23 protein-coding genes are annotated in these 26547 nt (G+C 69.7%); 16 read left to right on the forward strand and 7 right to left on the reverse strand.

Annotation, left to right across the window (positions count from 1 at the left end; genetic code table 11):
• The first annotated feature begins 68 nt into the window (after nt 1–68).
• A complete protein-coding gene (gene ispG, locus AB4Y74_RS07825; RefSeq protein ID WP_441800414.1) occupies nt 69–1202 on the forward strand; it encodes a flavodoxin-dependent (E)-4-hydroxy-3-methylbut-2-enyl-diphosphate synthase in 1134 nt (377 codons plus the stop codon).
• Nucleotides 1203–1280: 78 nt separating this feature from the next.
• On the opposite strand, the gene AB4Y74_RS07830 is transcribed toward ispG, so the two are convergent.
• Entirely contained in the window at nt 1281–2714 is a 1434-nt protein-coding gene (locus AB4Y74_RS07830) for an RNB domain-containing ribonuclease (RefSeq protein ID WP_441798538.1), read from the reverse strand.
• A gap of 114 nt (nt 2715–2828) precedes the next feature.
• Between AB4Y74_RS07830 and AB4Y74_RS07835 the strand changes: the two genes are divergently transcribed.
• Nucleotides 2829–4595 carry a proline--tRNA ligase gene (locus tag AB4Y74_RS07835; protein WP_441798539.1) on the forward strand — a complete coding sequence of 589 codons (1767 nt, stop codon included), beginning with the start codon at nt 2829–2831 and terminating at the stop codon, nt 4593–4595.
• Nucleotides 4596–4612: 17 nt separating this feature from the next.
• Here AB4Y74_RS07835 and AB4Y74_RS07840 read toward each other — a convergent pair whose 3' ends face one another.
• The 3 genes from AB4Y74_RS07840 to AB4Y74_RS07850 all read right to left on the reverse strand — a co-directional run bounded on the left by AB4Y74_RS07840 (nt 4613) and on the right by AB4Y74_RS07850 (nt 8001).
• Nucleotides 4613–5707, reverse strand: a complete 1095-nt coding sequence (locus AB4Y74_RS07840; protein WP_441798540.1) for an FUSC family protein — start codon at nt 5705–5707, stop codon at nt 4613–4615.
• A 9-nt stretch (nt 5708–5716) separates the two neighbouring features.
• Nucleotides 5717–6823 carry a winged helix DNA-binding domain-containing protein gene (locus AB4Y74_RS07845; RefSeq protein WP_441798541.1) on the reverse strand — a complete coding sequence of 369 codons (1107 nt, stop codon included), beginning with the start codon at nt 6821–6823 and terminating at the stop codon, nt 5717–5719.
• Nucleotides 6824–6903: 80 nt separating this feature from the next.
• Nucleotides 6904–8001, reverse strand: a complete 1098-nt coding sequence (locus AB4Y74_RS07850) for an App1 family protein (protein ID WP_441798542.1) — start codon at nt 7999–8001, stop codon at nt 6904–6906.
• Between the two features lie 200 nt (nt 8002–8201).
• Between AB4Y74_RS07850 and AB4Y74_RS07855 the strand changes: the two genes are divergently transcribed.
• From AB4Y74_RS07855 to AB4Y74_RS07875, 5 genes are all read left to right on the forward strand, one after another.
• Entirely contained in the window at nt 8202–8858 is a 657-nt protein-coding gene (locus AB4Y74_RS07855; RefSeq protein WP_441798543.1) for a TetR/AcrR family transcriptional regulator, read from the forward strand.
• Nucleotides 8859–9115: 257 nt separating this feature from the next.
• Complete coding sequence (locus tag AB4Y74_RS07860; RefSeq protein ID WP_441798544.1) at nt 9116–10015, forward strand: ABC transporter ATP-binding protein; 900 nt, start codon at nt 9116–9118, stop codon at nt 10013–10015.
• Nucleotides 10012–10701 (forward strand): ABC transporter permease, encoded by a 690-nt coding sequence (locus tag AB4Y74_RS07865; RefSeq protein WP_441798545.1) that lies wholly within the window; start codon nt 10012–10014, stop codon nt 10699–10701. Before AB4Y74_RS07860 ends, AB4Y74_RS07865 begins: the two co-directional genes overlap by 4 nt.
• The gene (locus tag AB4Y74_RS07870; protein ID WP_441798546.1) at nt 10698–11441 is read left to right on the forward strand and encodes an ABC transporter permease; all 744 of its coding nucleotides are present in this window, start codon (nt 10698–10700) and stop codon (nt 11439–11441) included. Before AB4Y74_RS07865 ends, AB4Y74_RS07870 begins: the two co-directional genes overlap by 4 nt.
• Nucleotides 11442–11507: 66 nt before the next feature.
• Nucleotides 11508–12434 carry an ABC transporter substrate-binding protein gene (locus AB4Y74_RS07875; protein ID WP_441798547.1) on the forward strand — a complete coding sequence of 309 codons (927 nt, stop codon included), beginning with the start codon at nt 11508–11510 and terminating at the stop codon, nt 12432–12434.
• A gap of 223 nt (nt 12435–12657) precedes the next feature.
• On the opposite strand, the gene AB4Y74_RS07880 is transcribed toward AB4Y74_RS07875, so the two are convergent.
• Both AB4Y74_RS07880 and AB4Y74_RS07885 read right to left on the reverse strand, forming a co-directional pair.
• Entirely contained in the window at nt 12658–13614 is a 957-nt protein-coding gene (locus tag AB4Y74_RS07880; protein WP_441798548.1) for a M56 family metallopeptidase, read from the reverse strand.
• On the reverse strand, nt 13611–13979 hold the full coding sequence (locus AB4Y74_RS07885) for a BlaI/MecI/CopY family transcriptional regulator (RefSeq protein ID WP_441798549.1): 369 nt from the start codon (nt 13977–13979) through the stop codon (nt 13611–13613). Before AB4Y74_RS07885 ends, AB4Y74_RS07880 begins: the two co-directional genes overlap by 4 nt.
• 90 nt (nt 13980–14069) lie before the next feature.
• Between AB4Y74_RS07885 and AB4Y74_RS07890 the strand changes: the two genes are divergently transcribed.
• From AB4Y74_RS07890 to AB4Y74_RS07920, 7 genes are all read left to right on the forward strand, one after another.
• The gene (locus AB4Y74_RS07890) at nt 14070–15482 is read left to right on the forward strand and encodes a cytochrome ubiquinol oxidase subunit I (RefSeq protein ID WP_441798550.1); all 1413 of its coding nucleotides are present in this window, start codon (nt 14070–14072) and stop codon (nt 15480–15482) included.
• Nucleotides 15483–15495: 13 nt separating this feature from the next.
• Nucleotides 15496–16554, forward strand: a complete 1059-nt coding sequence (cydB, locus tag AB4Y74_RS07895; RefSeq protein ID WP_441798551.1) for a cytochrome d ubiquinol oxidase subunit II — start codon at nt 15496–15498, stop codon at nt 16552–16554.
• A 1-nt stretch (nt 16555) separates the two neighbouring features.
• Entirely contained in the window at nt 16556–18226 is a 1671-nt protein-coding gene (gene cydD / locus AB4Y74_RS07900) for a thiol reductant ABC exporter subunit CydD (protein WP_441798552.1), read from the forward strand.
• Nucleotides 18216–19949, forward strand: a complete 1734-nt coding sequence (cydC, locus tag AB4Y74_RS07905; RefSeq protein WP_441798553.1) for a thiol reductant ABC exporter subunit CydC — start codon at nt 18216–18218, stop codon at nt 19947–19949. The genes cydD and cydC overlap by 11 nt, the downstream gene beginning before the upstream one ends.
• A gap of 41 nt (nt 19950–19990) precedes the next feature.
• Nucleotides 19991–20266 (forward strand): LapA family protein, encoded by a 276-nt coding sequence (locus tag AB4Y74_RS07910; protein WP_441798554.1) that lies wholly within the window; start codon nt 19991–19993, stop codon nt 20264–20266.
• Between the two features lie 151 nt (nt 20267–20417).
• Entirely contained in the window at nt 20418–21149 is a 732-nt protein-coding gene (locus AB4Y74_RS07915; RefSeq protein ID WP_441798555.1) for an alpha/beta hydrolase, read from the forward strand.
• Nucleotides 21149–21511 (forward strand): cupin domain-containing protein, encoded by a 363-nt coding sequence (locus AB4Y74_RS07920; RefSeq protein ID WP_441798556.1) that lies wholly within the window; start codon nt 21149–21151, stop codon nt 21509–21511. The genes AB4Y74_RS07915 and AB4Y74_RS07920 overlap by 1 nt, the downstream gene beginning before the upstream one ends.
• A gap of 24 nt (nt 21512–21535) precedes the next feature.
• Here AB4Y74_RS07920 and AB4Y74_RS07925 read toward each other — a convergent pair whose 3' ends face one another.
• On the reverse strand, nt 21536–22333 hold the full coding sequence (locus tag AB4Y74_RS07925; RefSeq protein WP_441798557.1) for an aminotransferase class IV: 798 nt from the start codon (nt 22331–22333) through the stop codon (nt 21536–21538).
• 17 nt (nt 22334–22350) lie between these two features.
• Between AB4Y74_RS07925 and AB4Y74_RS07930 the strand changes: the two genes are divergently transcribed.
• A complete protein-coding gene (locus tag AB4Y74_RS07930; protein ID WP_441798558.1) occupies nt 22351–23757 on the forward strand; it encodes an anthranilate synthase component I family protein in 1407 nt (468 codons plus the stop codon).
• Between the two features lie 128 nt (nt 23758–23885).
• Nucleotides 23886–26477, forward strand: a complete 2592-nt coding sequence (gene leuS, locus AB4Y74_RS07935; RefSeq protein ID WP_441798559.1) for a leucine--tRNA ligase — start codon at nt 23886–23888, stop codon at nt 26475–26477.
• Nucleotides 26478–26547 lie beyond the last annotated feature (70 nt).

Below are 26547 nucleotides of genomic sequence, written 5' to 3' on the forward strand. Positions count from 1 at the left end.
CGGCGCGCACCCAGCCGCCTCCCACGCAGCCGCGTAGGATTGATCTCGTGGCAGCAATCAATCTGGGGATGCCCAAGGTCCCCGAAACCCTCGCCCCCCGTCGCAAGTCTCGCCAGATCCGTGTGGGAAAGGTGCTGGTCGGCGGCGACGCCCCCGTCAGCGTCCAGTCGATGACCACGACGCCGACCACCAACATCAACGCCACGCTCCAGCAGATCGCAGAACTCACGGCGTCCGGCTGCGACATCGTGCGTGTCGCCGTCCCGAGCCGTGATGACGCCGAGGTGCTGCCGATCATCGCGAAGAAGAGCCAGATCCCGGTGATCGCGGACATCCACTTCCAGCCGAACTACGTGTACGCGGCCATCGACGCGGGATGCGCGGCCGTTCGCGTGAACCCGGGCAACATCCGCAAGTTCGACGACCAGGTCGGCGAGATCGCGCGGCGAGCCAAGGCCGCCGACGTGTCCCTCCGCATCGGCGTGAACGCGGGCTCGCTCGACCGTCGCATCCTGGAGAAGTACGGCAAGGCCACCCCGGAGGCACTCGTCGAGTCGGCCGTCTGGGAGGCGAGCCTGTTCGAGGAGCACGATTTCCACGACTTCAAGATCTCGGTCAAGCACAACGACCCGATCGTCATGGTGAAGGCGTACCGGATGCTCGCCGAGCGCGGCGACTGGCCGCTCCACCTCGGCGTCACCGAGGCCGGTCCGGCCTTCCAGGGCACCATCAAGTCGGCCACCGCGTTCGGCATCCTGCTCGGCGAGGGCATCGGCGACACGATCCGCGTCTCGCTCTCGGCTCCTCCCGCGGAGGAGGTCAAGGTCGGACTCCAGATCCTGCAGTCGCTGAACCTCCGCGAGCGCAAGCTGGAAATCGTCTCCTGCCCGAGCTGCGGCCGCGCCCAGGTGGACGTCTACTCGCTGGCCGACAGCGTCACCGAGGGTCTGCAGGGCATGAGCGTCCCGCTGCGCGTAGCCGTCATGGGCTGCGTCGTGAACGGTCCGGGGGAGGCCCGCGAGGCCGACCTCGGCGTCGCCAGCGGAAACGGCAAGGGTCAGATCTTCGTCAAGGGTGAGGTCATCAAGACGGTCCCGGAGTCGGAGATCGTCGCAACCCTGATCGCCGAGGCGAACCGCCTGGCGGAGGAGATGGGCGACACGACGTCCGGCGAGCCGTCGGTCACCGTCGGCGCTCACTGAGCGTCGGCTCCCTCGGCTGCCTCGGCTGCGGGCGCTATGTAGCCGCCGACCGGGTTGCTTCGTTTCAGTCTGCCCCGGTCAGCCGGTGACGGGCTCGAACGTGACCCGGCCGGTCGCGATGTCGGCCGCCGTCACGCGGAGCCGCACCCGGTCACCCGGGGCGACGCCGTCCGCGCGCGGCGCCGATGCACTCACGGCAGGGTCGTCGAGCTGCACCAGCACCGTTCCGTTGCGGACGGCGAGTACCGTCGCATCCAGCTCCGTGCCGATCCGCGAGCTGAGCAGAGCAGCCTCGACCCGGTCCACGGCCCCGGCCTCGACCTGTGCCGCGAGCCGCGATGACAGTCCCATGATCGACGGCAGCTCGCCGAGCGAGTCCCGCGCCCAGGAGGGGACGGGCCGTCCGGCGCAGAGCGCTTCGCAGATGACGAGCGCCCAGCGGTCGGCGAGCCGGCGGAGCGGTGCGGTGACGTGCGCATACGGGGCGGCGATCGCGGCCTGCTGCGGGTCGGCGGGAGCCTCACCGTCCATCACCACGTAGCCGGCACCGCGGAACAGTGCCGTCGCGCCCTGCAGGACGGCGGCGGCACGCGGGTGCGCCGGGTCGAGGGTGCGCAGGTACTCGCCGTACGGCATCCCTTCGGCCCACGGCAGTCCGAGTGCGATGGTCTGCGCCCGGAACGCGGCGAATGCCTCCTCGTTCGGTGCGGGCATGGTGCGCAGGATGCCGACCCGCGCCTCCAGCATCAGAGCCGCAGCCGCCATCCCGGTCAGCAGCGAGAGCTGAGCGTTCCACTCCTCGACAGGCAGAGGGGCGCGACGCTGGAGAGCATACGTGCCGTCCCGGACGACCACCTCCTCGTCGGGGGTGTTCAGGCTGGCGCCCCCGCGCTGTCGTTCGCAGGCGATCCGGGCGACTCCGATCTCGCGCAGCAACGCCAGTTCGGGCGGTGCGCTGCCGTCCTCGATCGCAGCGTGGGCCTCGTCGTACGCCCACTGGCGGCGCGAACGGATGCGCGCGCGCGACACCCGTGCCGAGGTCTCGTGGCCGTCGGCACCGAGCTCGATGTCCCAGACGAAAGCGCCACGAACGACCCCGGGCAGGAGCGATCCGACGTCCTCGCCGATCGGGGCGGGGTGCAGCGGGACGCGGCCGTCTGGCGCGTAGATCGTCTGGCCGCGGCGCCGCGCCTCCGCATCCACCGCGCCGCCGGGGGCGACGAGGGTGGGCACATCGGCGATTGCGTAGCGGACCCGGAAACCGTCCGTGGTGCGCGACAGGTGCATCGCCTGGTCGAGGTCGGTGGAGCCGGCGGGGTCGATGGTGAGGAACGGCACATCGGTGAGGTCGGCCTCGGGAAGCGGATGGCGGGTGGCCACAGCGGCCGCTTCGGCCTCCACATCGGCGGGGAAGCCGTCCGGGACCTTCAACTCACGGCGGAGGGCCGACAGCGAGGCGGCCAGGGGCGCTGCGGCGGGGGAGTCGAAGACGCGGGTCCGGCGGTCGGGCATGCCGCCCACCCTAGCCCTGGCTCGCGTTCCCGTCCCCAGCGGGTGGATCGCGTCGGTTCTCCCCAGATGTCCGGCTCGCGCGGTCACCCCGCCCCGGCCCCTTAACATGGAACGGTGCCTACTCGCTTGAGCAACTACTTCCTCCGCACCCTCCGCGAAGACCCCTCCGATGCCGAGGTCACCAGCCATCGGCTGCTGGTCCGCGCCGGTTACATCCGCCGTCAGGCGCCAGGGATCTTCGCGTGGCTGCCACTGGGTCTGCGCGTGAAAGAGAAGATCGAGCGGATCATCCGCGAGGAGATGGCCGCGGCTGGGGCGCACGAGGTGCATTTCCCCGCACTGCTGCCGCGCGAGCCCTACGAAGTGACGGGTCGCTGGGAGGAGTACGGCGACGGCCTGTTCCGACTGCACGACCGCAAGGGCGCTGACTACCTCCTCGCTCCGACGCACGAAGAGGTCTTCACGCTGCTCGTCAAAGACCTGTACTCGTCCTACAAAGACCTGCCGCTGACGATCTTCCAGATCCAGGACAAGTACCGCGACGAGGCGCGGCCCCGCGCCGGCCTCCTTCGCGGCCGCGAGTTCACGATGAAGGACGCCTACTCGTTCGATTACACCGACGAGGGGCTCGACGCGAGCTACATGGCGCAACGCGACGCGTACGAGCGCATCTTCACGCGTCTCGGCCTGTCGTACGTCATCGTGCAGGCCGACGCCGGTGCCATGGGCGGCTCCCGGTCGGAGGAGTTCCTGCACCCCACGCCGGTCGGAGAAGATACCTTCGTCCGCTCACCCGGCGGCTACGCGGCGAACGTGGAGGCGTTCACGACGACGGCCCCGCCCGCGCGCTCGTACGAGAAGCTGACGCCGCAGGAGGTGCTCGACACTCCGGGATCGCCGACGATCCAATCCCTCATCGAGGTCGCGAACGAGAAGCACCCGCGTCCGGACGGCCGCCCCTGGACCGCCGCCGACACGCTGAAGAACGTCGTACTCGCACTGACGCAGCTCGACGGCACCCGTGAGCTCGTCGTCGTCGGACTGCCCGGCGACCGCGAGGTCGACATGAAGCGCGCCGAGGTGGCCTTCGCGCCGGCCGAGGTCGATGCGGCGACTGACGACGACTTCCGGAAGCACCCGGGCCTCGTGAAGGGCTACATCGGCCCGTGGTCGCCCCAGGGCGCCGTGCTCGGCGAGAAGTCGGCCACCGGCATCCGCTATGTGGTCGACCCTCGCGTGGTCGACGGTTCAGGATGGATCACCGGCGCCAACATCGAGGGCAAGCACGTCTTCGGCCTGGTCGCCGGCCGCGACTTCGCCTGGGACGGCGTCGTCGAGACCGCGGAGGTCAAGCCCGGCGATGCTGCACCGGACGGCTCAGGTCCTGTCGAGCTCGCCCGCGGCATGGAGATCGGTCACGTCTTCCAGCTGGGTCGCAAGTACGCCGACGCGCTCGGTCTCAAGGTGCTCGACGAGAACGGCAAGCTCGTCACGGTCACCATGGGCTCGTACGGCATCGGTGTGACACGCATCCTCGCGATCATCGCCGAGGAGAACAATGACGACCGCGGACTGGTCTGGCCCGAATCCGTCGCGCCGTTCGACGTGCACGTGGTGGCCGCTGGCCGCGACGCCATCGCATACGACGTCGCGGAGGAGATCGTGGCGCAGCTCGAGGATGCACGCCTCGACGTGCTCTACGACGACCGTCCAAAGGTGTCTCCCGGCGTGAAATTCGGCGACGCCGAACTGATCGGCGTGCCGCGTGTGCTCGTGGTCGGCCGTGGCGCCGCCGAGGGCGAGGTCGAGCTGTGGAACCGGCGCACCGGCGACCGGCGGACGCTGCCCATCGCGCAGGCGGTCGCCGAGCTGACCGCCTAGCGGGCGCGGCGAGATCCTCAGACCGTCGAGGCGTCGTCGCCGGCGATCTCGACGTGGATGCGACGCATGTCCTCCACGAGCGATCCGATGAGCACCCAGTGGCGCGGGTCGGGCGTCGCGACGGTCAGCGGGGCGGTGAGCACCGGCACGCCCGCCGTCTCTGTGCCCGGCTCGACGACCGGCTGATCCGGGTCACGCGCGAGCAGCCGCAGGTCGTGAGCGGCGCGGTGCAGTTCGTCGGCGATCGCGTGGATGGTCGGCTCGGCGGCAAGACTGTCGTCGTAGTGGTCGTGGTACGCCCGCGTCATGCCGAGCGTCCGGTTGATCAGTGGTCGCAGGCTGTCGAACAGGCGCTGGTCGTGCGCGAGGTACACACGGTGCTTCCGCTGTCGCGGGTTCAGCGACAGGCTGTCGTCGGCCGCAGTCAGAGCTGACTGCGCTTTGGCCTCCATCGGCCGCAGGAGGCGCGCCTCGATGAGCAGCGCATCCAACTCGGCCCGGGTGTGCACCGTCCTGAGCGCGTCGGCGAGCCGGTCCAGGGTGGAGGCGATCTCGTTTCCCAGGGCGAGCACCGACTCCCGTGCCGGACCCGTCAGCACGGGTGGGACGATCGCGACGTTGACGACCACACCGACGGCCGCACCGAGGATGGTCTCGATGATCCGGGCGAGCGCGTACTGCGGATCGGACGCGCCGATGGCGAGGACGAGCATCGCCGTGATCGGCACCTGGTTCGCCGTCCCGGGCGTCAACCGGAGTGCCCAGGCGAGCAGCACCGACACGACCACCGCGAGCAGCACGATCCAGCTGTTCGTCCCGAACGCCAAACCGATCAGGTAGGCGACCACCACGCCGCCGATCACTCCGAGCGATCGCTCGATCGCTCGTCCCACCGACTGGTTCACACTCGGTTGCACCACGAGAAGCGCGGCGATCGTGGCGAAGATCGGCAGCTCTCCGTGCACGAAGAAACTTGCCAGCCCCCAGGCGGCGATCATCGCGACTGCGGTCTTCACCACCTGCAGGAAGGGTGCCCTGGTGCTCGTGCGGATGGTGGCGGGGAGCGCGATGCCGGCCGGGAGCCGGCGGCGGGTCGAGCTGCTGCGTGCCACCCCTCCACGCTACCCGGCGTAGCGGCTGTACGCCTTCGCGGCCCTCTGCAGACGCGTCAGCCGCGTGTCGGTCAGTGAGGCGAACGGGAGCGGGACCACGTTCGAGCCGTCCCGGCGCCAGGTGCCCACGATGCGTCCGCCCGCGACGATGATCGGCTGGAAGATGCCGTTGTTTCCGGGCACGATCAGCTCCGCGTGCTCGTCATCGAGGATGGGTGAGCGGTCCTGGTAGCCCAGCAGGTACTCGTCGAAGCCGGGCAGCAGGTGCACCGCGTCCTTCTCGCTGCGAGTCGCGGGTGACGCCGCGCCGCGGTCCGCGAGCTCGCGCGTGACGAGGTACTCGACGCCATCCGACTCGAGGGTCGTGACCGTGTCGCCGAGCACGCCCAGCGCGGTCTTCGCGCCGGCCACAGTGCCTTTCGTCCACCACACGAAATCGCGCACGGTCGCCGGACCGTGGCCGGCCAGGTAGCGCAGCAGGAACTGCGCGACGGCCTCGTCCGGTTCGAGAGCTGCGGGAGCGGGTGCCCATTCGTCGAGCAGCACGAGCGCCTGGGCCGGATTGCCGTTACCCGAGCGGACGACGGGCCCCCAGCACAGCAGGCCGGTCTGCGCGAGGAAGTAGATGAGGTGGTAGCCGCGCTGGCCGGTGGTCGCGATTCCGGCCGACTCCCACAGCTCCATCGCTTCGGTTCGGCTGAGGCTCCGGCCACCCGTCAGAGCGGCGGTGACGACGTCTGCGGCTCGGGCGAAGTCGGCGGCCTCGAGTCCCAGCTGCTGCTGTCGTCGCCCGAGACCGGCCACCATGCGGTCCATCGTGACCGACAGCATCCAGCGCAGGTCCTCCGGCGGGACGAAGTGGAGCGTCCCGCGCATCGGCCACGAGCGAATGATGCGGCCGGCATCGAGATCCGCCAGCACGTCGGACTGCGTTGCGCCGGTGGTGCGGAGGGCGAGAGCCCAGCATCCCGCCGCGAAGTCTTGGCCCTGCACGGCGAGCAGCCGGCGCGCCACAGCGGCGGGGTCCGGTTCGCGCGGGCCGTCGATCGCCTGCGCCAGGCGACGCAAGCGGAGCAGGTCGGCACGGCTGGCGCGGGTCGTTCGGCTGGCGGGCATGGGTCCAGCCTGCCAGTGACGGCCGACACGCGGCGAACGGCGCCGAACAGCGCTGACCGACGGTGACCGGCGCTGACCCGTCAGAGCAAGCCGAGCTCCGTCAACTGCTCGCTGAGTCCGGCGCCGTCCGGTGCGTACACCCACGGCGTCCCGGACAGCTCACTGTGCTTCTCGGCCTTGGAGCGGCCACCGGCGAGCACCGCCTCGCCGCTCGACAGCTGTCGGATGGCGACCGCCGACACTTTCTCCGGGTGCGCCACGGTGAACTCGCCGTAGAGGTCTTCGTCGTGCTGGCCGTCGTCGCCGATCAGCAGCCACTTCACGCCGGGGAACTCCTCGGACAGCCGTTCGAGGCTGGTGCGCTTGTGCTCCCGCCCGCTGCGGAACAGCCGGTCGTGCGTCGGTCCCCAGTCGGTGAGCAGCAGCGGCCCCGCAGGGAACAGGTTGCGTGAGAGGAAGCGCGTCAGTGTCGGCGCGACGTTCCAGGCTCCGGTGGAGAGGTAGACGACCGGTGTCCCGGGATGCGCGGATGCGAGACGCTCCAGCAGCACCGACATCCCGGGGGTGGGCACGCGGGCGTGCTCGTCGAGGACGAACGTGTTCCAGGCGGCCAGGAGCGGGCGGGGGAGCGCGGTGACCATGACGGTGTCGTCGACGTCGGAGATGACGCCGAAGGTCGCCGCCGGGTCGATGATGAACACCGGCGCTTCGAAGACGCGCGTCGAATCGGCCGTGGTGAGGCGGACGGTGTGCCGCCCCGGAGTGAGCCGAGCTGGGATGACCGTGTCGATGACGCCGCCGCGATCCGTCGTCACCGTGTGCCGCTCGCCCTCGATCTCGACCGTGACCGTCGTTCCGGCCAGCGGAACACTGACGAACGACCGCCAGCCGCGGACAGACTCTTCGCGTCGGCGATGCAGCCGCTCGGCCCGGCTGCCCGGTCGGGGATCCTTCGCGAGCACGACGCGGCCCAGGATGCGCACCCAGGTGGGCGCACCGTAGCCGGTGTACGGCACAACGGTGGCGAGGAAGCCCCGCTTGCGGGCGCGGCGCGCGCGGAACTCGTGGAACGCATCTTCGATGCGGGCTGCGCGGTGCATGATCGGCTCGGAGACCGCGCCGCGGCGGCTGACGGAGTCGCCGGAAACCTTCTCTGGGCGCGATTCGGGGGAGAGCATCTGGTCCATTTTCTCATGGAGTGAACGTTCATACGAATGCATCCCCCAGATCTGGGGGACATTTCTGCGGCGCGTCACAGGTCAATCCCCAGCGGAAGTGAGGTTTCCACGAATATGATTCCGTCAGTGCGACGGTTATCCGTCGCCGGGCTGGGGACCCGCAACACCGCCTTAATCGACCGAAAGAAGGAGTCGCCCTCGTGCCCATCAACGATCTGGTGGCCGGACAGAGCCCCGTCGGAGCACCCCTCGTGCGCACGGAGCCGATCCAGGAGCGCAGCGCCGCCCGCATCGACGCGCTGCTCGACGCCGCCGCCGAAGTGGTCGACGAGATCGGCTTCGACCGGCTCACCACCGCGATGGTGGCTGAGCGAGCCGGCGCATCCATCGGCACCGTCTACCGCTACTTCCCCGATCGCATCGTGCTGCTCCAGGCTCTGCGCGACCGGGCCCTCCTCCGCTACCGCCACTCCGTCGTCGCCGCCATCCACGCGCAGGCGCCTGAGCACTGGTGGAACGCAGTGGAGGCCGCCATCGACGCGTTCGTCGACATGTTCCGCACCGAGCGCGGTTTCCGCATCATCCGGTTCGCCGACGCCGAGCGTGCCGGTGCCCCCGAGGACGAGGTGGTCCGCGACGCCGGTTTCGCGCAGCAGTTCGCCCGCATCCTCTCCGACGAGTACGGCCTGCCTGCGGGGGAGGACTTGGCGTTCCGGCTCGAGGTCGTCGTCGAGATCATGGACTCGCTGATCAACCGGGCCTTCGTTGAGGACCCGAACGGCGACGAGCGTTACATCGCCGAGGCGCGGACCGTGGCGCGTGAGTACCTCGAGCGACGATTCGACCGCAAAGGCTGAATTCCGGGAATGTCGGTGGTCGGTGGCAGGTTGGCATCCATACGGCTGAGTGCTCCGAACAGAGTGCGAACGCCGCCGGACGGCCACGACACCGAATGAAGGGGGGCCGGCATGCGACCGACCCTGAACGTCACGATTCGACGCATTTCGTTGCCAAATCGGCCAATCGCTGTTTGGCTGAGAGAGATGGCTGACTCAGTCCCCGCACCTTCTCGCGACGACCGCCGCGCAGCGACCCGTTCGACGGGAGCGGTGTCGTGATCGAGTTCCGCGACGTCACCAAGCGGTTCCCCGACGGCACGCTGGCCGTCGACGACTTCTCCCTCGTGATCCCGTCGCGCAAGATCACCGTGCTCGTCGGCTCGTCCGGCAGCGGCAAGACGACCATCCTGCGCATGATCAATCGCATGGTCGACCCGACCTCCGGGCACATCGAGATCGACGGAGAAGATGTGCTGGCGCTGAAGCCCGTGGCGTTGCGGCGCTCGATCGGCTACGTGATGCAGAACTCCGGGCTGCTGCCGCACCGCAAGGTCGTAGACAACATCGCGACCGTGCCGCTGCTCAAGGGCGCGAAGAAGAAGGATGCGCGCGAGCGCGCCCTCGAGCTGATGGACACCGTCGGTCTTGAACGTTCGCTGGCCGATCGCTACCCCAGCCAGCTCTCCGGCGGGCAGCAGCAGCGCGTCGGCGTCGCCCGCGGTCTCGCGGTCGATCCCAACATCCTCCTGATGGACGAGCCGTTCGGCGCGGTCGACCCGATCGTGCGCGACGACCTGCAGAACGAGCTGCTGCACCTGCAGCGCGATCTCGACAAGACGGTGGTCTTCGTGACCCACGACATCGACGAAGCCTTCAAGCTCGGCGACCAGGTGGTCATCTTCCGGAAGGGCGGCATCGTCGCGCAGAAGGGCACGCCGGCCGAGATCCTGGCCGACCCCGCCGACGAATTCGTCGCCTCCTTCGTGGGCGCCGATCGTGGACGCCGTGCCCTGCACGTCGAGGAGACCCCCTCCGGCTCGGTGCTGGTCGACAGCGACGGGCGTGCCGCCGGTGTGCTCACCGACTCGCCGCGCGGCGTCGCCGGTTCCTCTGAAGCAAAGGCCGTGACCGTTTCGGTCGCGGGTGCTCCGGCGCAGGGTGAGGACGCGTCGTGAGTTTTCTATGGTCGAATCTCGGCCAGGTCTGGAATCTCACGGTCTCCCACGTGTGGCTGGCGGCGCTCCCCATCGTCATCGGTTTCGTGGTGTCGCTGCCGATCGGTTGGGTGGCGAACCGCTACCGGCTGAGTCGCGGCGTGCTCCTGACGATCGGCGGCATCCTGTACGCCATCCCGTCGCTGCCCCTGTTCTTCGCGATGCCCGCCCTGATCGGGACCCAGATCCTCTCGCCGGTCAACGTGGTCGTCGCCCTGAGCATCTACGCGGTCGCGCTGATGGTGCGCACGGTGGCGGATGCGCTGGCCTCCGTGCCGGGGGACGTGAAGCAGTCGGCGACAGCGATCGGTTTCTCCGGGTGGCGCCGGTTCTGGTCGGTCGAATTGCCGCTCGCCGGGCCGGTGCTCCTCGCCGGACTGCGCGTGGTCTCCGTGAGCACCGTCAGCCTGGTGAGCGTCGGCGCCCTGCTCGGAGTGGCGAACCTCGGCCAGTTGTTCACCGACGGCCTCAACCGCTCGTACACCGAGGAAGTGGCGGTGGGCATCATCCTGATCATGATCGTGGCGCTGGTCTTCGATCTGATCCTGGTCGGGCTGGGGCGCCTGCTGCTTCCGTGGGCGCGCGCCGACCGGCGCTCCGGCCGATTGAGCCGCCGCGCGGCGATGAGGGCGGTGACCGGCGCATGACCGACATCCTCGCCGCCTTCGGCTGGATCTTCGACCCGGTGAACTGGTCCGGTCCGAATGGCATCCCGATCCGTCTGGGCGAGCACATCGTCTACTCTCTGCTGACGCTGCTGCTGGCGGCGATCATCGCGTTGCCGATCGGATTCGCCATCGGCCACTCCGGGCGGTTCCGCGGGCTGGCGGTGGGAGTCTCCGGAGCGCTGCGCGCGCTCCCGACGCTGGGCCTGGTCGTGTATCTGGCCTTGATCACGACGAACCTGACGATCGTCCCGCCGCTGATCGCGCTGACCATCCTGGCTATCCCGCCGATCCTGGCCGGAGCCTACTCCGGGCTCGAGTCCGTCGACCGCGCGCCGATCGACGCGGCGCGTGCCATCGGGATGACGGGCTGGCAGGTGTTCGCCAAGGTGGAGCTGCCGCTCGCCCTGCCGCTGGTGATCGGCGGCATCCGCTCCGGCGCTTTGCAGGTGATCGCCACCTGGACGGTCGCCGCCATCCTGCCGGTCGGCGGTCTCGGACGGTTCCTGTTCGACGGCATCGCCGTGCAGAACTACCCCGAAATGCTCGGAGGCTCGATCATCGTCGTCGCGCTGGCGCTCGTGTCCGACGGCCTGTTCGCGATCACCCAGCGCCTCGTCGTCCCTCGCGGCGTGCTCGCCGGGCGCGTCCGCGACACCAGCGAGGGCGATGGCCGCCGCAGCGGTCGGACCGCTCCGGTCGAGAGCGCCCCCACTACCTGACCCGTTTTCCACTCCACGCACACCGAGAATCCCGTCACAGCGGGAAAACCCAAGAGAAGAGAAATCATGTTCGCATCGAAGAAGAGCCGCATCGCGGCCGGCGTGCTCGCCGCTGGGGCGCTCGTCGCTCTCAGTGCCTGCTCGTCCAGTGGTGGCGCATTCAGCAGCGATAAGGCGTCCTCATCCTCCGACACCGTCACGGTCGGCTCGGCCGCGTTCGGTGAGTCCGAGATCCTCATGCAGATCTACGGCCAGGCTCTTGCGGCCAACGGTGTCAAGGTGGCCTACAAGCCGAGCATCGGTCAGCGCGACGTCTACCTCAAGGCGCTGCAGGACGGCTCCATCGACCTGATTCCCGAGTACAGCGGCAACCTGCTCCAGTTCTACGACAAGAGCAGCACCGCGACCTCCAGCGAGGACGTCTTCACCGCGCTCGGCAAGGCCCTCCCCAAGGGCTACGAGGTGCTCGACCAGTCGGAGGCGCAGGACGCCGACTCGTACAACGTCACCAAGGAGTTCTCCGAGAAGTGGGGCGTCACGAGCCTCGACGACCTCAAGAAGGTGACCGACCCGCTGACCGTGGGGGCCAACCCCGAGTTCGCGACCCGGCCCTACGGCATCCCGGGCCTGAAGTCGGCGTACGGCGTCACTGCGACGCTGAAGCCGATCAGCGACTCGGGCGGCCCGCTGACCGTCGCGGCGCTGAAGAACGGCGACGTACAGCTCGCCGACATCTACACGACGACCCCGGCCATCAAGGACAACGGCTTCGTCACCCTGAAGGACCCGAAGAACCTGATCGCGGCACAGAACATCGTGCCCCTGATCAACAGCTCCAAGGCGTCCGACAAGGTCAAGAGCGTGCTCGACAAGGTCTCCAAGGAGCTGACCACGTCTGACCTGATCGACCTGAACGGCGAGAACCAGGGCGACACCAAGGCTCAGCCCGACGCGCTCGCCAAGAAGTGGCTGCAGGACCACCCCATCAAGTAGGGCGACTACTCGGTTTCACTCAGCGGCGGCTCGGATTCCCGGGCCGCCGCTTCCCTGTGCCGACCTTCCCTGTGCCGACCTTCCCGCTTGCCGAGGACCTTCGACATCTCGAGCAGGACCGTCGTGAGATTTGCGCCAATTCGCGGTTCTGACGCCGGCAGAACCGCGAATTGGCGCAAATCGCCGCGGAGGACGGGGGCGGAGGACGGGGCAGCGGCGAGCGTCAGCTCAGCAGCACCACGAGCGGCGGCACCACGACCAGGACCACCGTGGCGGTGACGACCGCGGCCCGCAGCACCGGGCCGACACGTCGGCCGCCGGGAACGAGCCGCTCCTCGCGGGCGAGGAGGGCTGCGCGGCGCTGCTCGGGCGTTCGGCGGTCCTTCGGGGCGCCCAGCGCGGCACCCGCGGGTCCGGTCTCGTCGACGAGGCGGATCGCCTCGGCGAGCACGGCATCGCCGGACGTCTTACGCGCCGTGTCGTCCGCCAGCATCTCCAGCAGCAACGCCACGGCGTCCTGCGCCCGCGTGGCGATCGGGAACCACGGCAGGGAGCGCTTCCAGGAGCGGAACGCGTCCAGCAGCAGGTGGTGCTTCTGCCGCAGGTGCGCGCGCTCGTGGGCGACCACGGCATCCAGCTGGGCGGGCGAGAGCAGCTCGATCATGCCCTCCGACAGCACCGTCACGCTGCGGGCGCCGGGCAGGCAGTACGCGGCGGGCGCGGGATGGTCGATGACGCGGGTGCTCGGGGTGTCCGGCAGGGGAGAGGAGAGCAGCCGCAGCAACTCCATGTGCCGGTGACGCTGGTTGCGGCTGCGCACGGACGTGAGCGCCAGGTTCAGGATGAGGTGAGCGGCGAGCAGGATCGCGGCGCTGAGCAGGAATGCGTTCAGGAGGCTGGCCGCCGGGGGCAACGGCCCGTGGAACAGTGAGGCGGCGGCGCCCTGGATTCGGGTCCACAGGTCGTCGCCGAAGGGGATCAGCCCGGCCAGTAGCAGCGAGCCGATCATCGAGATGCCTCCGGCGAGCGCGATGGACTGCCACAGCGCGACGGCGAGGACGGGCGCGGCGGCCGGCCATTTCGCACGCGCCAGCAGCAGGGGTACGGGCCACGCCAGGGCGATCGCGAGCACGCCGAGGGCGATCGCCCCGGCGAGCGGTGCGATCGGGTCGGTGCTCACACGCTGCGCGCGTCGAGCAGGCGGCGCAGCACCTCGGCCTCGGACTCGTCGACCGAGCCGACGAAGTAGGCCAGCGCCTCGGTGCGGTCCGAGGAGGACTCCAGCACCTCGCGCATGAGGTCGGCGACGTGCCCGGCCCGGGTGAGGGCGGCGTAGTAGAGGTGCGGGCGGGCATCCCGGTCACGGCCGACGAAGCCTTTGGACTCGAGCCGGGAGAGCACGGTGAGGACGGTCGTCAACGCCGGTGTCTTTCCGCCGGCGCGCGCAGCGGCTAGTTTGTCGCGCAATTCGCCCGCGGTGATGGGAGCGTCGCCGTCCCACAATGCGTCCATCACCGCACGTTCGAGCTCTCCCAGATTGGCCACGGTTCCAGGGTAGCGCGAACAGGCTGGGAATGTTCTACACTCTGTAGAAGTTGAATTCTACGAAGCGTAGAACACTGTCGGAGGAATGACGTGAACGAACTGCTCGACCCGCTCCTGCTGTCACGCTGGCAGTTCGGGCTGACCACGATCTACCACTTCCTGTTCGTGCCACTCACCATCGGCATGGTCACCTGTACCGCCATCTTCCAGACGGCCTGGTACCGCACGGGCAAGGCGCACTACCTGCAGCTGACCCACTTCTTCGGGAAGATCTTCCTCATCAACTTCGCCATGGGCGTGGTGACGGGCATCGTGCAGGAGTTCCAGTTCGGGATGAACTGGTCCGACTACTCCCGATTCGTCGGCGACATCTTCGGTGCTCCGCTCGCACTGGAGGGACTCCTCGCGTTCTTCCTCGAGGCGACGTTCATCGGCCTCTGGATCTTCGGCTGGGACCGCCTGCCCAAGCGACTGCACCTCGCCACCATCTGGGTGGTCTCGGTGGGCAGCATCCTCTCGGCGTACTTCATCCTCGCCGCCAACGCCTTCATGCAGAATCCGGTCGGCTATCACCTGAATCAGGCGAAGGGGCGTGCGGAGCTCACCGACCTGTGGGCGGTGCTGACCAACAAGGTGGCCCTGGCCGCGTTCCCGCACACCATCTTCGGTTGCTTCATGGTCTCCGCCGGCCTCATCATCGCGGTCGCCGCGTGGCATCTGTATCGCAACCGCCACCTGGACACGATGCGCCCGGCACTCCGGTTCGGGCTGTGGCTGATGGTCGGGGCGGGCATCGGAACCGTGCTCTCCGGCGACCAGCTGGGGCTGGCGATGGTCGAGACGCAGCCCATGAAGATGGCGGCAGCGGAAGCACTGTACAAGACGTCGACGGGAGCGGATGCCTCGTTCTCGATCTTCACCCTCGGAACGCCGGACGGCGTGCACGAGCTGTTCAGCATCCGCATCCCCTATCTGCTGTCGTTCCTCTCCACCCATACGCTCACCGGCACGGTCGAGGGCATCAACGACCTGCAGGCGCAGTACACCCAGCTGTACGGACCGGGCGACTACACGCCGGTCATCTGGATCACGTACTGGGCGTTCCGGTGGATGATCGGGCTCGGCTCCCTGCACATCCTGATCGCGGTGGTCGGACTGTGGCTGACCCGCAAGGGCCGGGCGCCGGCCCGACCCTGGGTATGGCGGATCGCGATCTGGGCGATGCCCCTCTCGCTCCTGGCGATGATCGTCGGCTGGATCTTCACCGAGATGGGCCGGCAGCCGTGGATCGTGTTCAGCCTGATGAAGACAGCGGATGGGGTGTCGCCGGGTACCAGCGGGCTGGAAGTGCTGATCTCGCTCGTCGCCTTCACCGCCATCTACGGAACGCTCGCGGTGGTCGAATTCAAGCTGATCAAGCGCGCGGCGCAGAAGGGCCCGGAGGACGCGTCGAAGCACCTCGACGACGCGGGCGAGCCCATCCCCGTCACAACGGTCTACTAGAAGGAGCACGACAATGGATCTCGCAGTTCTCTGGTTCGGAATCGTCGCCTTCTTCTTCGTCGGCTACTTCGTGCTCGACGGGTTCGACTTCGGGGTCGGAATGGCCCTGCCGTTCCTCGGCCGCGACGACGTCGACCGCCGAGTGATGATCAACACCATCGGCCCGGTCTGGGACCTGAACGAGACGTGGGTCATCGTCGCCGGCGCCGCGCTCTTCGCCGCGTTCCCCGAGTGGTACGCAACCCTGTTCAGCGGGTTCTACCTGGCGCTGCTGCTGATCCTGCTGGCGCTGATCCTCCGCGGCGTCTCGTTCGAGTACCGGCATCAGCGGGCGGGCGCCCGGTGGAAGAAGTGGTTCGACGGGATGATCGTGGTCGGCTCGGCCGTTCCCGCGTTCCTCTGGGGCGTCGCCTTCGCGAACATCGTGCAGGGCGTGGCGCTGGATGCGAACCACGATTACACCGGCACCCTGTTCGACCTGCTCAACGGCTACGCGCTGCTCGGCGGTCTGACGACGCTGCTGCTGTTCTTCACCCACGGGGTCGTCTTCGTCTCGCTCAAGACCGACGGCGAGCTGCGCCGCCGTGCGAGGAGGCTCGCGGCCCGGTCGGGCGCGCTCGCGATCGTCGTGGCCGCCTCGTTCCTCGGCTGGACGGCGCTCTCGCACTTCTCTCCGGTGTTCCTGGCGCTGGCGATCTTCGCGGCGGTGGCGCTGCTCGCATCCTGGATCGCCAACCTGCGGGGAGCGGAAGGGTGGTCGTTCGCGTTCATGGCTGCCACCATCGCGCTTGCCGTGGTGTCGCTGTTCGCTGCGCTCTTCCCGAACGTGATGCCGTCGTCGCCGAACCCGGAGAACGGTCTGACGATCGCGAACGCGTCGAGCTCGCCGCTGACCCTGACGATCATGACCTGGGTCGCGGCGTTCTCCCTGCCGCTCATTCTGGTCTACCAGGGCTGGACCTACTGGGTGTTCCGCAAGCGCGTGACCCGCGATCACATCCCAGAGGACGCCCACGATGCCGCATCGTCCGGCGAGGCGCCCGGCGACCCTCAGCGCCCTGTGACGGCCTGACATGCGGCCGCTCGACCCCCGCCTGCTCCGCTACGCGGCGGCGACGCGCGGCACCCTCGTCGCCGGTGCGGCGCTCGCGCTGCTGCAGACGGCCTCCATCGTCGCCTTCGCCTGGCTGGTCACCGACCTGATCGTGCGAGCGATCGCGGGGGAGTCGCTCGCGGCGCTGAGCGGGACCCTCGCGCTGCTCGCTCTGGTGGTCGTGCTGCGGGCCGTGCTGATGTGGGCCGTCGAGGCCGTGGCGGCACGCGGCGGGGCGCGGGTGGTCGGCCAGCTTCGCGAGCGGCTGGTCGCATCCATCGGTCGGCTGGGCCCGGGATGGGTCTCGCACCGAAGCGCGGCGGACGTGACGCTGGTGGCCGGGCACGGGATGGACGCGCTCGACGGCTACTTCGCCAAGTACCTTCCTCAGCTGATCGGGACGGCGGTCGCGATGCCGCTGCTCGTGCTGACGATCGGGTGGCGGGATCTGACCAGCGGGATCATCCTGGCGGTCACCCTGCCGCTCGTTCCGGTGTTCATGGTGCTCGTCGGCTGGGCCACGCAGGAGGCGCAGAAGCGCCAGTGGCGTGCCCTCTCCGCCCTGTCGAGTGGCTTCCTCGACGTGGTCGCCGGCCTCGCCACCCTCAAGCTGTTCGGGCGGCAGCACCGGCAGGAGACCCGGATCCGGCAGGTGAGCGACCAGTACCGCGTGCACACCATGCGGGTGCTCCGGATGTCGTTCCTCTCCGGCTTCGTGCTGGAGCTGGCTGCGAGCCTGTCGGTGGCGGTCATCGCGGTCACGATCGGGCTGCGCCTGCTGAGTGGCTCGCTCGACCTCTCGGTGGGGCTCTTCGTGCTGCTGCTCGCCCCGGAGGCGTTCCTCCCGCTGCGCAATGTCGGCGCTGCGTATCACGCGGCCGCGGAGGGCATCGAGGCGGCGGCGAACGCGTTCGCGATCATCGAGGCGGCGGGGGAAGCGCCCGCGGTGAGCGCGGTCACACCCTCTGCGGCGTCCGCCGGGCTGGCGTTCGCCGACGTGTCCGTGAGCTATGACGGACGCGCGGTGGTGGATGGTTTCAGCGCCTCTGTGCCGCCCGGGACCTTCGCGGTGTTGCAGGCGCCGAGCGGAGCGGGGAAGTCGAGCGTCATCGCCGCCATGCTCGGATTCGCGCCGGCGGAGGGACGCATCCAGGCCGGCGGACGCACCGACCCGGCTGGGCGTCGGGACGCCGTCGCCTGGTCGGGACAGCGTCCGGGACTGCTCGCGGGCACGATCGCCGAGAACGTCGCGCTCGGAGAACCAGCCGATCCGGATCGCGTCGCGGCGGCCCTGCGCGACGCGGCGGCGGGCGACGTGGATCCCGACCTGCTGCTCGGACCGGGAGGCACCGGTCTGTCGGGTGGTCAGGCGCAACGCGTGGCCGTCGCGCGGGCGCTGTACCGACTGCGCTCCCGCGGTTGCGCGGCGCTCGTCCTCGACGAGCCGACCTCGGCGCTCGACGCGGCCACCGAGCGGGAACTGCTGCGATCGCTGCGGCGGGTGGCGGACGGGGGCACGGCTGTGCTCGTCGTGAGTCACCGCCAGGCGGTCGCCGAGGCGGCCGACCTCGTTCTGACCCTGCCAGGGCTGGGCGAGGGCAGCCGGGGGACAGCCGCCGTCGCGATGGAGGAGGTGTCCGGTGTCCGTTGACACGCTTGGTCGAGTCGGTGCCCCCGATGTCGCGATCCCGGCCGAGAAGGCTGACCCGGCCGAGGTGCGTCGCATCCTCCGACTGGCCGTTCCCCCGGCGCGCCGGCTGTGGACCGCCATCGCCTTCGGCGTGCTGAGCGGCGGGAGTGCCGTCGCGCTGCTCGGGGTGTCGGCCTGGCTCATCACCCGCGCGTCGGAACAGCCGGCGATGCTGTACCTGTCGATGGCTGTCGTCGGCGTGCGGGCGTTCGCGCTCGGCAGGGCCTTCTTCCGCTACCTGGAGCGGCTCGCCGGTCATGACGCGGCGTTCCGCCAGCTCGGTACGGTGCGCTCCAGGCTGTACACCCGGCTGGAGCCGCTTGCGCCGGACGGTCTGCGCGGGGTCCGGTCCGGCGACCTCCTGGCTCGGCTCGCCGACGACGTCGACGAGCTGCAGAATCTGTCCCTGCGGGTCATCCAGCCCGCCGTCAGTGCCGGGATCGTCGTCATGGCGAGCGTCGTGGCAGCGTTCCTGGTGCTCCCCGCCGCAGGTGTCGCGCTCCTCGCGACGCTGATCGCGGCGCTCGTCGCCGGAGCGCTCGTCGACCGCTGGGCGTCGGGCGCCGCCGAGCGACGGATCGCGCCCCTGCGCGCCGAAGTGAACGATGCCCTGCACGATCTCGTCAGCAACCTCGATGTGCTCACGGCGTACGGCGCCCTTCCCGCCGCTCAGGACCGGGTGAGCCGGGCGAGCGCGCGGCTGACGGCGGCCGTCCGCGCCCGCGCGGCCGGGCTCGGACTCACGGCAGGCGCGGTGTCGCTGCTCGCAGGCGCCGCCACGGCCGCGGCGCTGGCGGCAGGCATCCCGGCGCTCGGCGACCGCGTGCTCGACGGCCCGGGGCTGGCCGTCATCGCGCTGCTGCCGCTGGCGGTGTTCGAGGTGTTCGGGGCGGTCCCCCTCGCGTTCGGCGCCTGGCGTCGGGTGCACGCGAGCGCCGAGCGCATCGCCTCCACCGCGCCCGTGCGGGTTCCGGCCGGAGTCCCGGTGGATGCTGCCAGCGCGTCCCGGATCCCGGCGAGCGGGGTTCCGGAGGTGCGACTGGAGCGCGTTTCGGCGCACTGGCCGGGCGAGGCTGGTGCCGTCCTGTCCGACATCACGCTTCGGCTGCAGCCGGGGGAGCGTGTGCTGCTCACCGGACCGACGGGAGCGGGCAAGACCGCGCTCGCGCACGTCCTGACACGCCTGCTCGACCACTCCGGCGCGTACCGCCTCGACGGCGTGGAGACGCGAGAGCTTCGTCAGGACGATGTACGGAGCGTCGTCGGATTGGTCGAGCAGCGACCGTACCTCTTCGACTCCGACCTGCGTCAGAACCTTCTCTTCGCCCGCGAAACGGCCACCGACGACGAGCTCCTCGACGTGCTGGAGCGGGTCGGGCTCCGGGACTGGGCGGTCTCGCGCGGGGGTCTGTCGGCGCCGGTGGGTGAGCGTGGGGCACTCGTCTCCGGCGGCCAGGCCCAGCGCATCGCACTCGCCCGTGCTCTGCTGGCCGGTTTTCCCGTGCTCGTGGTGGACGAGCCGACGGCGAACGTCGATGCGACCGCCGGTGACGCTCTCGTGCGAGACGTGCTGGAGACCGCCGCGGAGGATGGCCGCACCGTGCTGCTGATCTCGCACAGCGACGTTCCCGCCGGCCTCGTGGACCGGGTGCTGCGCCTCGAGCACGGCCGCCTCACCCCGTGAGGTGCTGTTCGTGACGGACCATCGCGCGCCATACTGACCGCATGAGCGACAGGGCAGTGGGGCAGCCGACCGAGGACAGCGCATTCGTGCGCTTCCTGAAACGGAAGTGGCTCGCCATCCTGCTGGTGCTGCTGCTGGTCGTCATCGCCGTGCAGAACGGTGTCGCGAACGATCAGGCCACCATCTTCGTGTTCTGGGGGCAGGTGCAGTTGCCGACCTGGCTCCTGATCGTTGTCGTGTTCCTCATCGGCGCGATAACCGGCTGGGTACTGGCGCGTAACAGAGCGGCGCGCAAGGAGCGCCGGGCGCGCCGCTGACCGCCTCACGGATCGGTTCGTTCCTCTAGCTTGTCTAGGTTTGGTACCCCTACACTGTGGCCATCGTCCGGTTCACCCGGCACCGGCGGGCGTTCAGCGGCGACCCGTCAGCGAGCCGCATCCGCTGACGTCACACGAGATAGGTGACATGATGACCGATGGTTCGAAGGGCGAAGCGACGGTCGTGCTGGTGCACGGTGCGTTCGCAGATGCCGGCAGCTGGGCGGCGTTGACCGAGGTCCTGCAGGCGGAAGGCGTGCGGGTGCTGGCCCCGGCCGTACCGCTGCGTGGTCTGCTCTCGGATTCGGCGTACCTCCGGAGCGTGGTCGCGCAGATCGACGGCCCGGTTCTCCTCGTCGGGCACTCGTACGGCGGCGCCGTCATCACGAACGCCGCTACCGGGGCCGGCAACGTGAAGGGTCTGGTGTTCGTCTCCGGGTTCGCGCCCGAGGAGGGGCAGACGCTGGGAGAAGTGGAGGGCACGTCCCGGGACAGTGCGCTCGCGCCCGCCCTCGTCCAGAAGATGTACCCGACGGGAAACGGAGACGAGACCGCGGTCGAGTTGTTCGTCAACGAACGGGACTTCCCGCGGGTCTTCGCCGGCGACCTCTCCGACACCCAGGGAGCCGTCCTGGGCTCTGCGCAACGGCCGGTCGCTGCCGCGGCTTTCGACGAGAAGTCGGGAGCGCCGGCCTGGAAAGGCTTGCCATCGTGGGCGGTCGTCGCGACGGGGGACAAGGCCGCCGGCTCGGACGTGCTCCTCGCAATGGCTCGCAACGCGGGCGCTGACCTCACCGAACTCGAGGGCTCGCACCTCATCATGATCTCCCAGCCGCAGAGGGTCGCCGACGTCATCCTCCGCGCGCTCCAGACGGTGGCGTGATGGCAGGTACACCGGACGGGCAGCAGGACGACCTCGCAGGCACTCTGAAACGCACCGAGGTCCAGCGCGCGGACTCGTCCATCGCCGGCCGAGTCATCGTGCAGGTTCTCACTGAGATCCCCGAGGGCGTGGAATCCGGCTGGCACACGCATCCCGGTGAGGAGGTCGGCTACATCATGGCAGGCACAGTCGAGATGCGCATCCGGGATCGGGACACCCTCCTCCTGCACACCGGCGACGGGTTCCTGATCCCGCCGGACACGCCGCACAACGCGCGCGATCTGGGGCCAGGGACGGGGCGGATGCTGTCCACCTACATCGTCAGTCCCGACAGGCCGTTGGCCAGCTTCACGGACGGGTGAGTCGGAGGAGCCGTTACGCGGTCGCTAGGGCAGCGGCCGCGTCAGAGCGGCGAAGCGGGCCCGCCAGGCCTCTGTGCGGGCCGGATCCTGCGCCAGCGCCGGGCCGTCGACCCACGCCGTGACCGCCCGGATGCCGTGCAGCGCGTTCACGGCCCACAGCGCCGTGCCGTCGAGCTGGGCGGGACGGACCTCCTCCTCCTCGACGGGCGTGCCGAGGGCCGCAGCGATCCCGCGTACCGTCCGCGCAGCGACGCTGTCGACCCGGGGGAGCGAGAACGGGGGAGCGAAGAGCGTGTCGCCGCGCCACCAGAGCAGCGCGGTCGTCGCGCCGTCGGACACCCGGCCCTGGTCGAGGATCACCGCCTCCTGGGCACCGTGGCGCTGAGCGCGCTGGCGGAGCGCGCTGAGCCGGTCGATGTCGGGTCCCTTGAGGTACGGAAGCTGCCGAGGGTCGCCATCCGCGGTGGCCACGACGAGGGTCGCCGTCAGCTCGGGAGCCGGCCGAAGCCGGAACCGCAGGCGCACTGCGTCCCGCGCCCGGACGAGTTCGAACCGTGGGAACCATTCGCCGTCCCGGGGGAGGGACGCGATCCCGGCCTCCCAGAACCTGTCCAGGTCGGAGCTCGTGTACCCCTGTTCGCGCGACGCCTCGGCGAATCGCGCCCCGTGCAGCCGGAGAGCAAGCGCGCGGCCGTCGCGAACGAGGAAGGAGTCGGCCGCCAGCAGCTCCGTCTCGACCAGCTCGCAGTCGTCACGCACGCGCAGTTCGCCGTCCGCCCAGTCGGCGAGGGTGTTCAAGGGCTCGGTACTGCGTGCATCCACTCGCCTAGGCTAGTCGGGTGGCCCTCCCGCTCCGCGTGCTCCGGCTCGACACCTGGGTCGACCCGGCGGACGCGTTCGTGACCCTGTTCGGCGGCGTCGTGGAGGACGCCGTCTGGCTGGACGGCGGGTCGGACACGGTATCCGGGCGCAGCTTCATCGGGACCGGTCGGGTCACGGCGACGTCGTCCGTCGCCGACGGCACGGTCTCCGTCGGCGAATCGACCCGCAGCGGCGGCATCCTCGACGCCGTGCGGCGCGACCTCGCCACCCGGGCGCACCCCGAGCCCTCCGGCTACCCGGTGGGATGGTGGGGTCGCCTCGGGTACGAGGCGGGAGCTGCGGAGGCCGGAGCGCCCGTCGCGGCGACGAGCATGGCCGATGCCGCGCTGCTGCTGGTGGATCGTATGGTCGCCTTCGATCACGAAACCCGCACGGTGACCGTCGTTGCGCCCGATGACGCCGACGGCGAGGCGTGGACCTCCGCCACAGCGCGCGCCCTGACGAGTTCGTCGGGAGCCGCGCGGGTCTACCAGCTCGCCCATCCCATCCCCGATACCAGGGTCTCCTGGCGCCACGACGACGCGGAGTACCTCGCGGCCATCGTCGCCTGCCAGGACTCCATCCGCGCCGGCGACGCCTACCAGCTGTGCCTGACCAACACCGCGCGGGGCCGCACCGACGCCGATCCGCTCGCCGTGCACTTGCGGCTGCGACAGGCGAGCCCCGCTCCCCACGCCGGATACCTGCGCATCGCGGGAGAGGTACTGGTGAGTTCGTCGCCCGAGGAGTTCCTGCGCGTGGGGGCCGACGGGCGCGTCCGCACCCGGCCGATCAAGGGCACCCGACCCCGGGGGGCGACGGTCGCGGCCGACGTCGAGCTGCGGGCGGAACTGGAGGCGAGCGAGAAGGAGCGCGCCGAGAACGTCATGATCGTCGACCTCATGCGCAACGACCTGGGCCGCGTGTGCAAGGTCGGCTCCGTCGAGGTCAGCCACCTGCTCGCCGTGGAGAGCTACGCGCAGGTGCACCAGCTGGTGTCGACGGTCGAGGGGATGCTGTCGCCGGGGCTCGGCGCGGTGGATGCGGTGGCGGCGTGCTTCCCGGCCGGCTCGATGACCGGTGCGCCGAAGCTGAGCGCGATGCACATCCTGAACCGGCTGGAAGGCGGACCGCGCGGCGCATTCGCCGGATGCTTCGGGTACCTCGGGCTCGACGGCACCGCCGATCTCGCGATGGTGATTCGCAGCATCCACTTCGCCGGTGGTGTGGCGACCGTCGGCGCGGGCGGCGGGATCACAGCGCTATCGATGCCCGAGGAGGAGCTCGAGGAGGTGCGGGTGAAGGCGGCAGCGATGCTCGCGGCAGCCGGGCTCGTCGCCTCCGCACCTCCGGTCGCAGGCCCGGTCACGCCCGCGGCGAACTGACGCCCCTGCTGGGAACGGTCTGGACGACTCCGACGTTTAGTACTCTGGAGACCCGGGCTCCTCGCCCGGACCTCTTCCGTGCCGTCAGGATCCCGACGCGGCACGACGGAACCGAGATTGAGAGTCACGTGGCACACGAGCACCCGCAGGATGACCGCGCACACGACGAGCGCGCGCAGTACGACTTCACCGCGATCCAGGACAAGTGGCTCCCGCGCTGGGACGAGCTGCGACCCTTCGCCACGGACGACGCAGCGGACAAGCGGCCGCGCAAGTACATCCTCGACATGTTCCCGTACCCCTCGGGCGACCTGCACATGGGTCACGCCGAGGCGTACGCCCTGGGCGACGTCATCGCCCGGTACTGGCGTCAGCAGGGTTTCAACGTGCTGCACCCCATCGGCTGGGACTCGTTCGGCCTGCCCGCCGAGAACGCCGCCATCAAGCGGGGGCTCGACCCGGCCGGCTGGACGAACGACAACATCGCGCAGCAGAAGGCCAGCATGCGCCGCTACGCGCCCAGCTTCGACTGGGACCGGGTGCTGCAGACCAGCGACCCGTCCTACTACCGCTGGAACCAGTGGCTGTTCCTGAAGCTGTACGAGAAGGGCCTGGCGTACCGCAAGGCGAGCCAGGTCAACTGGTGTCCCTTCGACCAGACCGTGCTGGCGAACGAGCAGGTCGTCAACGGCCGCTGCGAGCGTTGCGACAACCTGGTGACCAAGAAGAAGCTGACCCAGTGGTACTTCCGCATCACCGACTACGCGGACCGCCTGCTGGATGACCTGAATCAGCTGGAGGGCGCCTGGCCGTCCAAGGTCATCTCCATGCAACGCAACTGGATCGGGCGTTCGACCGGTGCCGACGTCACCTTCGCGATCGAGGGACGCGACGAGCCGGTGACCGTTTACACGACCCGTCCCGACACCCTGTACGGCGTGACCTTCATGGTGGTCGCGCCCGACTCCGACCTGGCCGCCGAGCTGGTCGAGGGCGCCCGTCCGGAGGTCCGGAAGCGCTTCGACGACTACCTCGCCGTCGTTCGGGGCACAACCGAGATGGACCGTCTGAGCAGTGAGCGCGAGAAGACCGGCGTCTTCCTGGAGCGGCACGCCATCAACCCGCTGACCGGCGAGAAGCTGCCGATCTGGGTGGCGGACTACGTGCTGGCCGACTACGGCCACGGCGCGATCATGGCCGTGCCCGCGCACGACCAGCGCGACCTCGACTTCGCGCGCGCGTTCGACCTGCCCGTGCGCGTGGTCGTCGACACGACGCAGCCGGTGACCGGCGCCATCCCGGTGATCCACACGCACCCGGAGACCGGTGAGCCGATCCTGCCGGAGGAGGCAGCGCTCGAGAACCCGTCGGAGACCGGCGTCGCCCTGACCGGGGAAGGCCGTCTGGTCAACTCGGGCCCGTTCGACGGGCTGAGCAAGTCGAACGCGATCCGCCGCGTCACCGAGGCGCTGCAGGGATCCCACCTGGGAGCGCCGGCGAAGAACTTCCGACTGCGCGACTGGCTGATCTCGCGCCAGCGGTACTGGGGCACGCCCATCCCGATCATCCACTGCGAGCAGTGCGGCGAGGTGCCGGTGCCGGAGTCGGAGCTGCCCGTGCTGCTGCCGCCGGCGGAGGGCCTGGACCTGCAGCCGAAGGGCACCAGCCCGCTGGGCGCGGCGACCGACTGGGTCAACGTCTCCTGCCCGAACTGCGGTGGGCCCGCCCAGCGCGACACGGACACGATGGACACCTTCGTCGACAGCTCCTGGTACTTCCTGCGCTTCCTGTCCCCGAAGGACGACAGCCAGGCGTTCGACCCGCGTGAGGCGGAGAAGTGGGCGCCCGTCGACCAGTACGTCGGCGGCGTGACGCACGCCATCCTGCACCTGCTGTACGCGCGCTTCATCACCAAGGTGCTGTTCGACCTGGGGTACATCAGCTTCACGGAGCCGTTCACGGCGCTGCTGAACCAGGGCCTGGTGCTCATGGACGGCTCGGCGATGTCGAAGTCGCGCGGCAACCTGGTCAAGCTGTCCGAGCAGCTCGACGAGCACGGTGTCGATGCGGTGCGGCTGACCATGGCGTTCGCCGGTCCTCCGGAGGACGACATCGACTGGGCGGACGTCTCCCCGTCGGGGTCCGCGAAGTTCCTGGCGCGCGCCTGGCGGATCGCGGACGACGTGACCAGCGCTCCCGACGTGGTGTGGAAGACGGGTGATGCGGCGCTGCGGCGCGTCACGCATCGTTTCCTGGCGGACGCACCAGGCCTGGTGGAGTCGTTCAAGTTCAACGTCGTCGTGGCGCGGCTGATGGAGCTGGTCAACGCGACGCGCAAGACGATCGACACCGGTGCCGGCCCCGCGGACGCCGCGGTGCGCGAGGCGGCCGAGGTCATCGCCATGGCCCTGAACCTCTTCGCGCCCTACACGGCCGAGGAGATGTGGAGCAAGCTCGGCTATGAGCCGTCCGTCGCGCTGGCGCAGTGGCGTAAGCCCGACCCCACGTTGCTGATCGAGGAGTCGGTCACCGCCGTCGTGCAGGTGGACGGCAAGGTCCGCGACCGGCTCGAGGTCTCGCCGAAGATCGGCTCCGACGAGCTGGAGGCTCTGGCGCGTCAGTCGGAGGCCGTGGTCCGGTCGGTCGGAGACCGCGAGGTCGTCAACGTGATCGTGCGCGCACCGCGACTGGTCAACATCGCGACCAAGCCGCGCGGCTGAGTATGCAGTGCGAGGGCGTCGGGTTGTCGTGCACAACCCGGCGCCTTCGGCGTCTCTCCACGGGTTTGGT

This window comes from Leifsonia sp. RAF41 (genome assembly GCF_052114085.1).
Lineage (GTDB): Bacteria > Actinomycetota > Actinomycetes > Actinomycetales > Microbacteriaceae > Leifsonia.

Coding starts and splice junctions, on each gene's coding strand:
- ispG (WP_441800414.1), top strand. CDS start 69: ATGCCCAAGGTCCCCGAAACCCTCGCCCCCCGTCGCAAGTCTCGCCAG.
- AB4Y74_RS07830 (WP_441798538.1), bottom strand. CDS start 2,714: ATGCCCGACCGCCGGACCCGCGTCTTCGACTCCCCCGCCGCAGCGCCC.
- AB4Y74_RS07845 (WP_441798541.1), bottom strand. CDS start 6,823: ATGCCCGCCAGCCGAACGACCCGCGCCAGCCGTGCCGACCTGCTCCGC.
- AB4Y74_RS07850 (WP_441798542.1), bottom strand. CDS start 8,001: ATGCTCTCCCCCGAATCGCGCCCAGAGAAGGTTTCCGGCGACTCCGTC.
- AB4Y74_RS07870 (WP_441798546.1), top strand. CDS start 10,698: ATGACCGACATCCTCGCCGCCTTCGGCTGGATCTTCGACCCGGTGAAC.
- AB4Y74_RS07875 (WP_441798547.1), top strand. CDS start 11,508: ATGTTCGCATCGAAGAAGAGCCGCATCGCGGCCGGCGTGCTCGCCGCT.
- cydB (WP_441798551.1), top strand. CDS start 15,496: ATGGATCTCGCAGTTCTCTGGTTCGGAATCGTCGCCTTCTTCTTCGTC.
- cydD (WP_441798552.1), top strand. CDS start 16,556: ATGCGGCCGCTCGACCCCCGCCTGCTCCGCTACGCGGCGGCGACGCGC.
- AB4Y74_RS07910 (WP_441798554.1), top strand. CDS start 19,991: ATGAGCGACAGGGCAGTGGGGCAGCCGACCGAGGACAGCGCATTCGTG.
- AB4Y74_RS07915 (WP_441798555.1), top strand. CDS start 20,418: ATGACCGATGGTTCGAAGGGCGAAGCGACGGTCGTGCTGGTGCACGGT.
- AB4Y74_RS07920 (WP_441798556.1), top strand. CDS start 21,149: ATGGCAGGTACACCGGACGGGCAGCAGGACGACCTCGCAGGCACTCTG.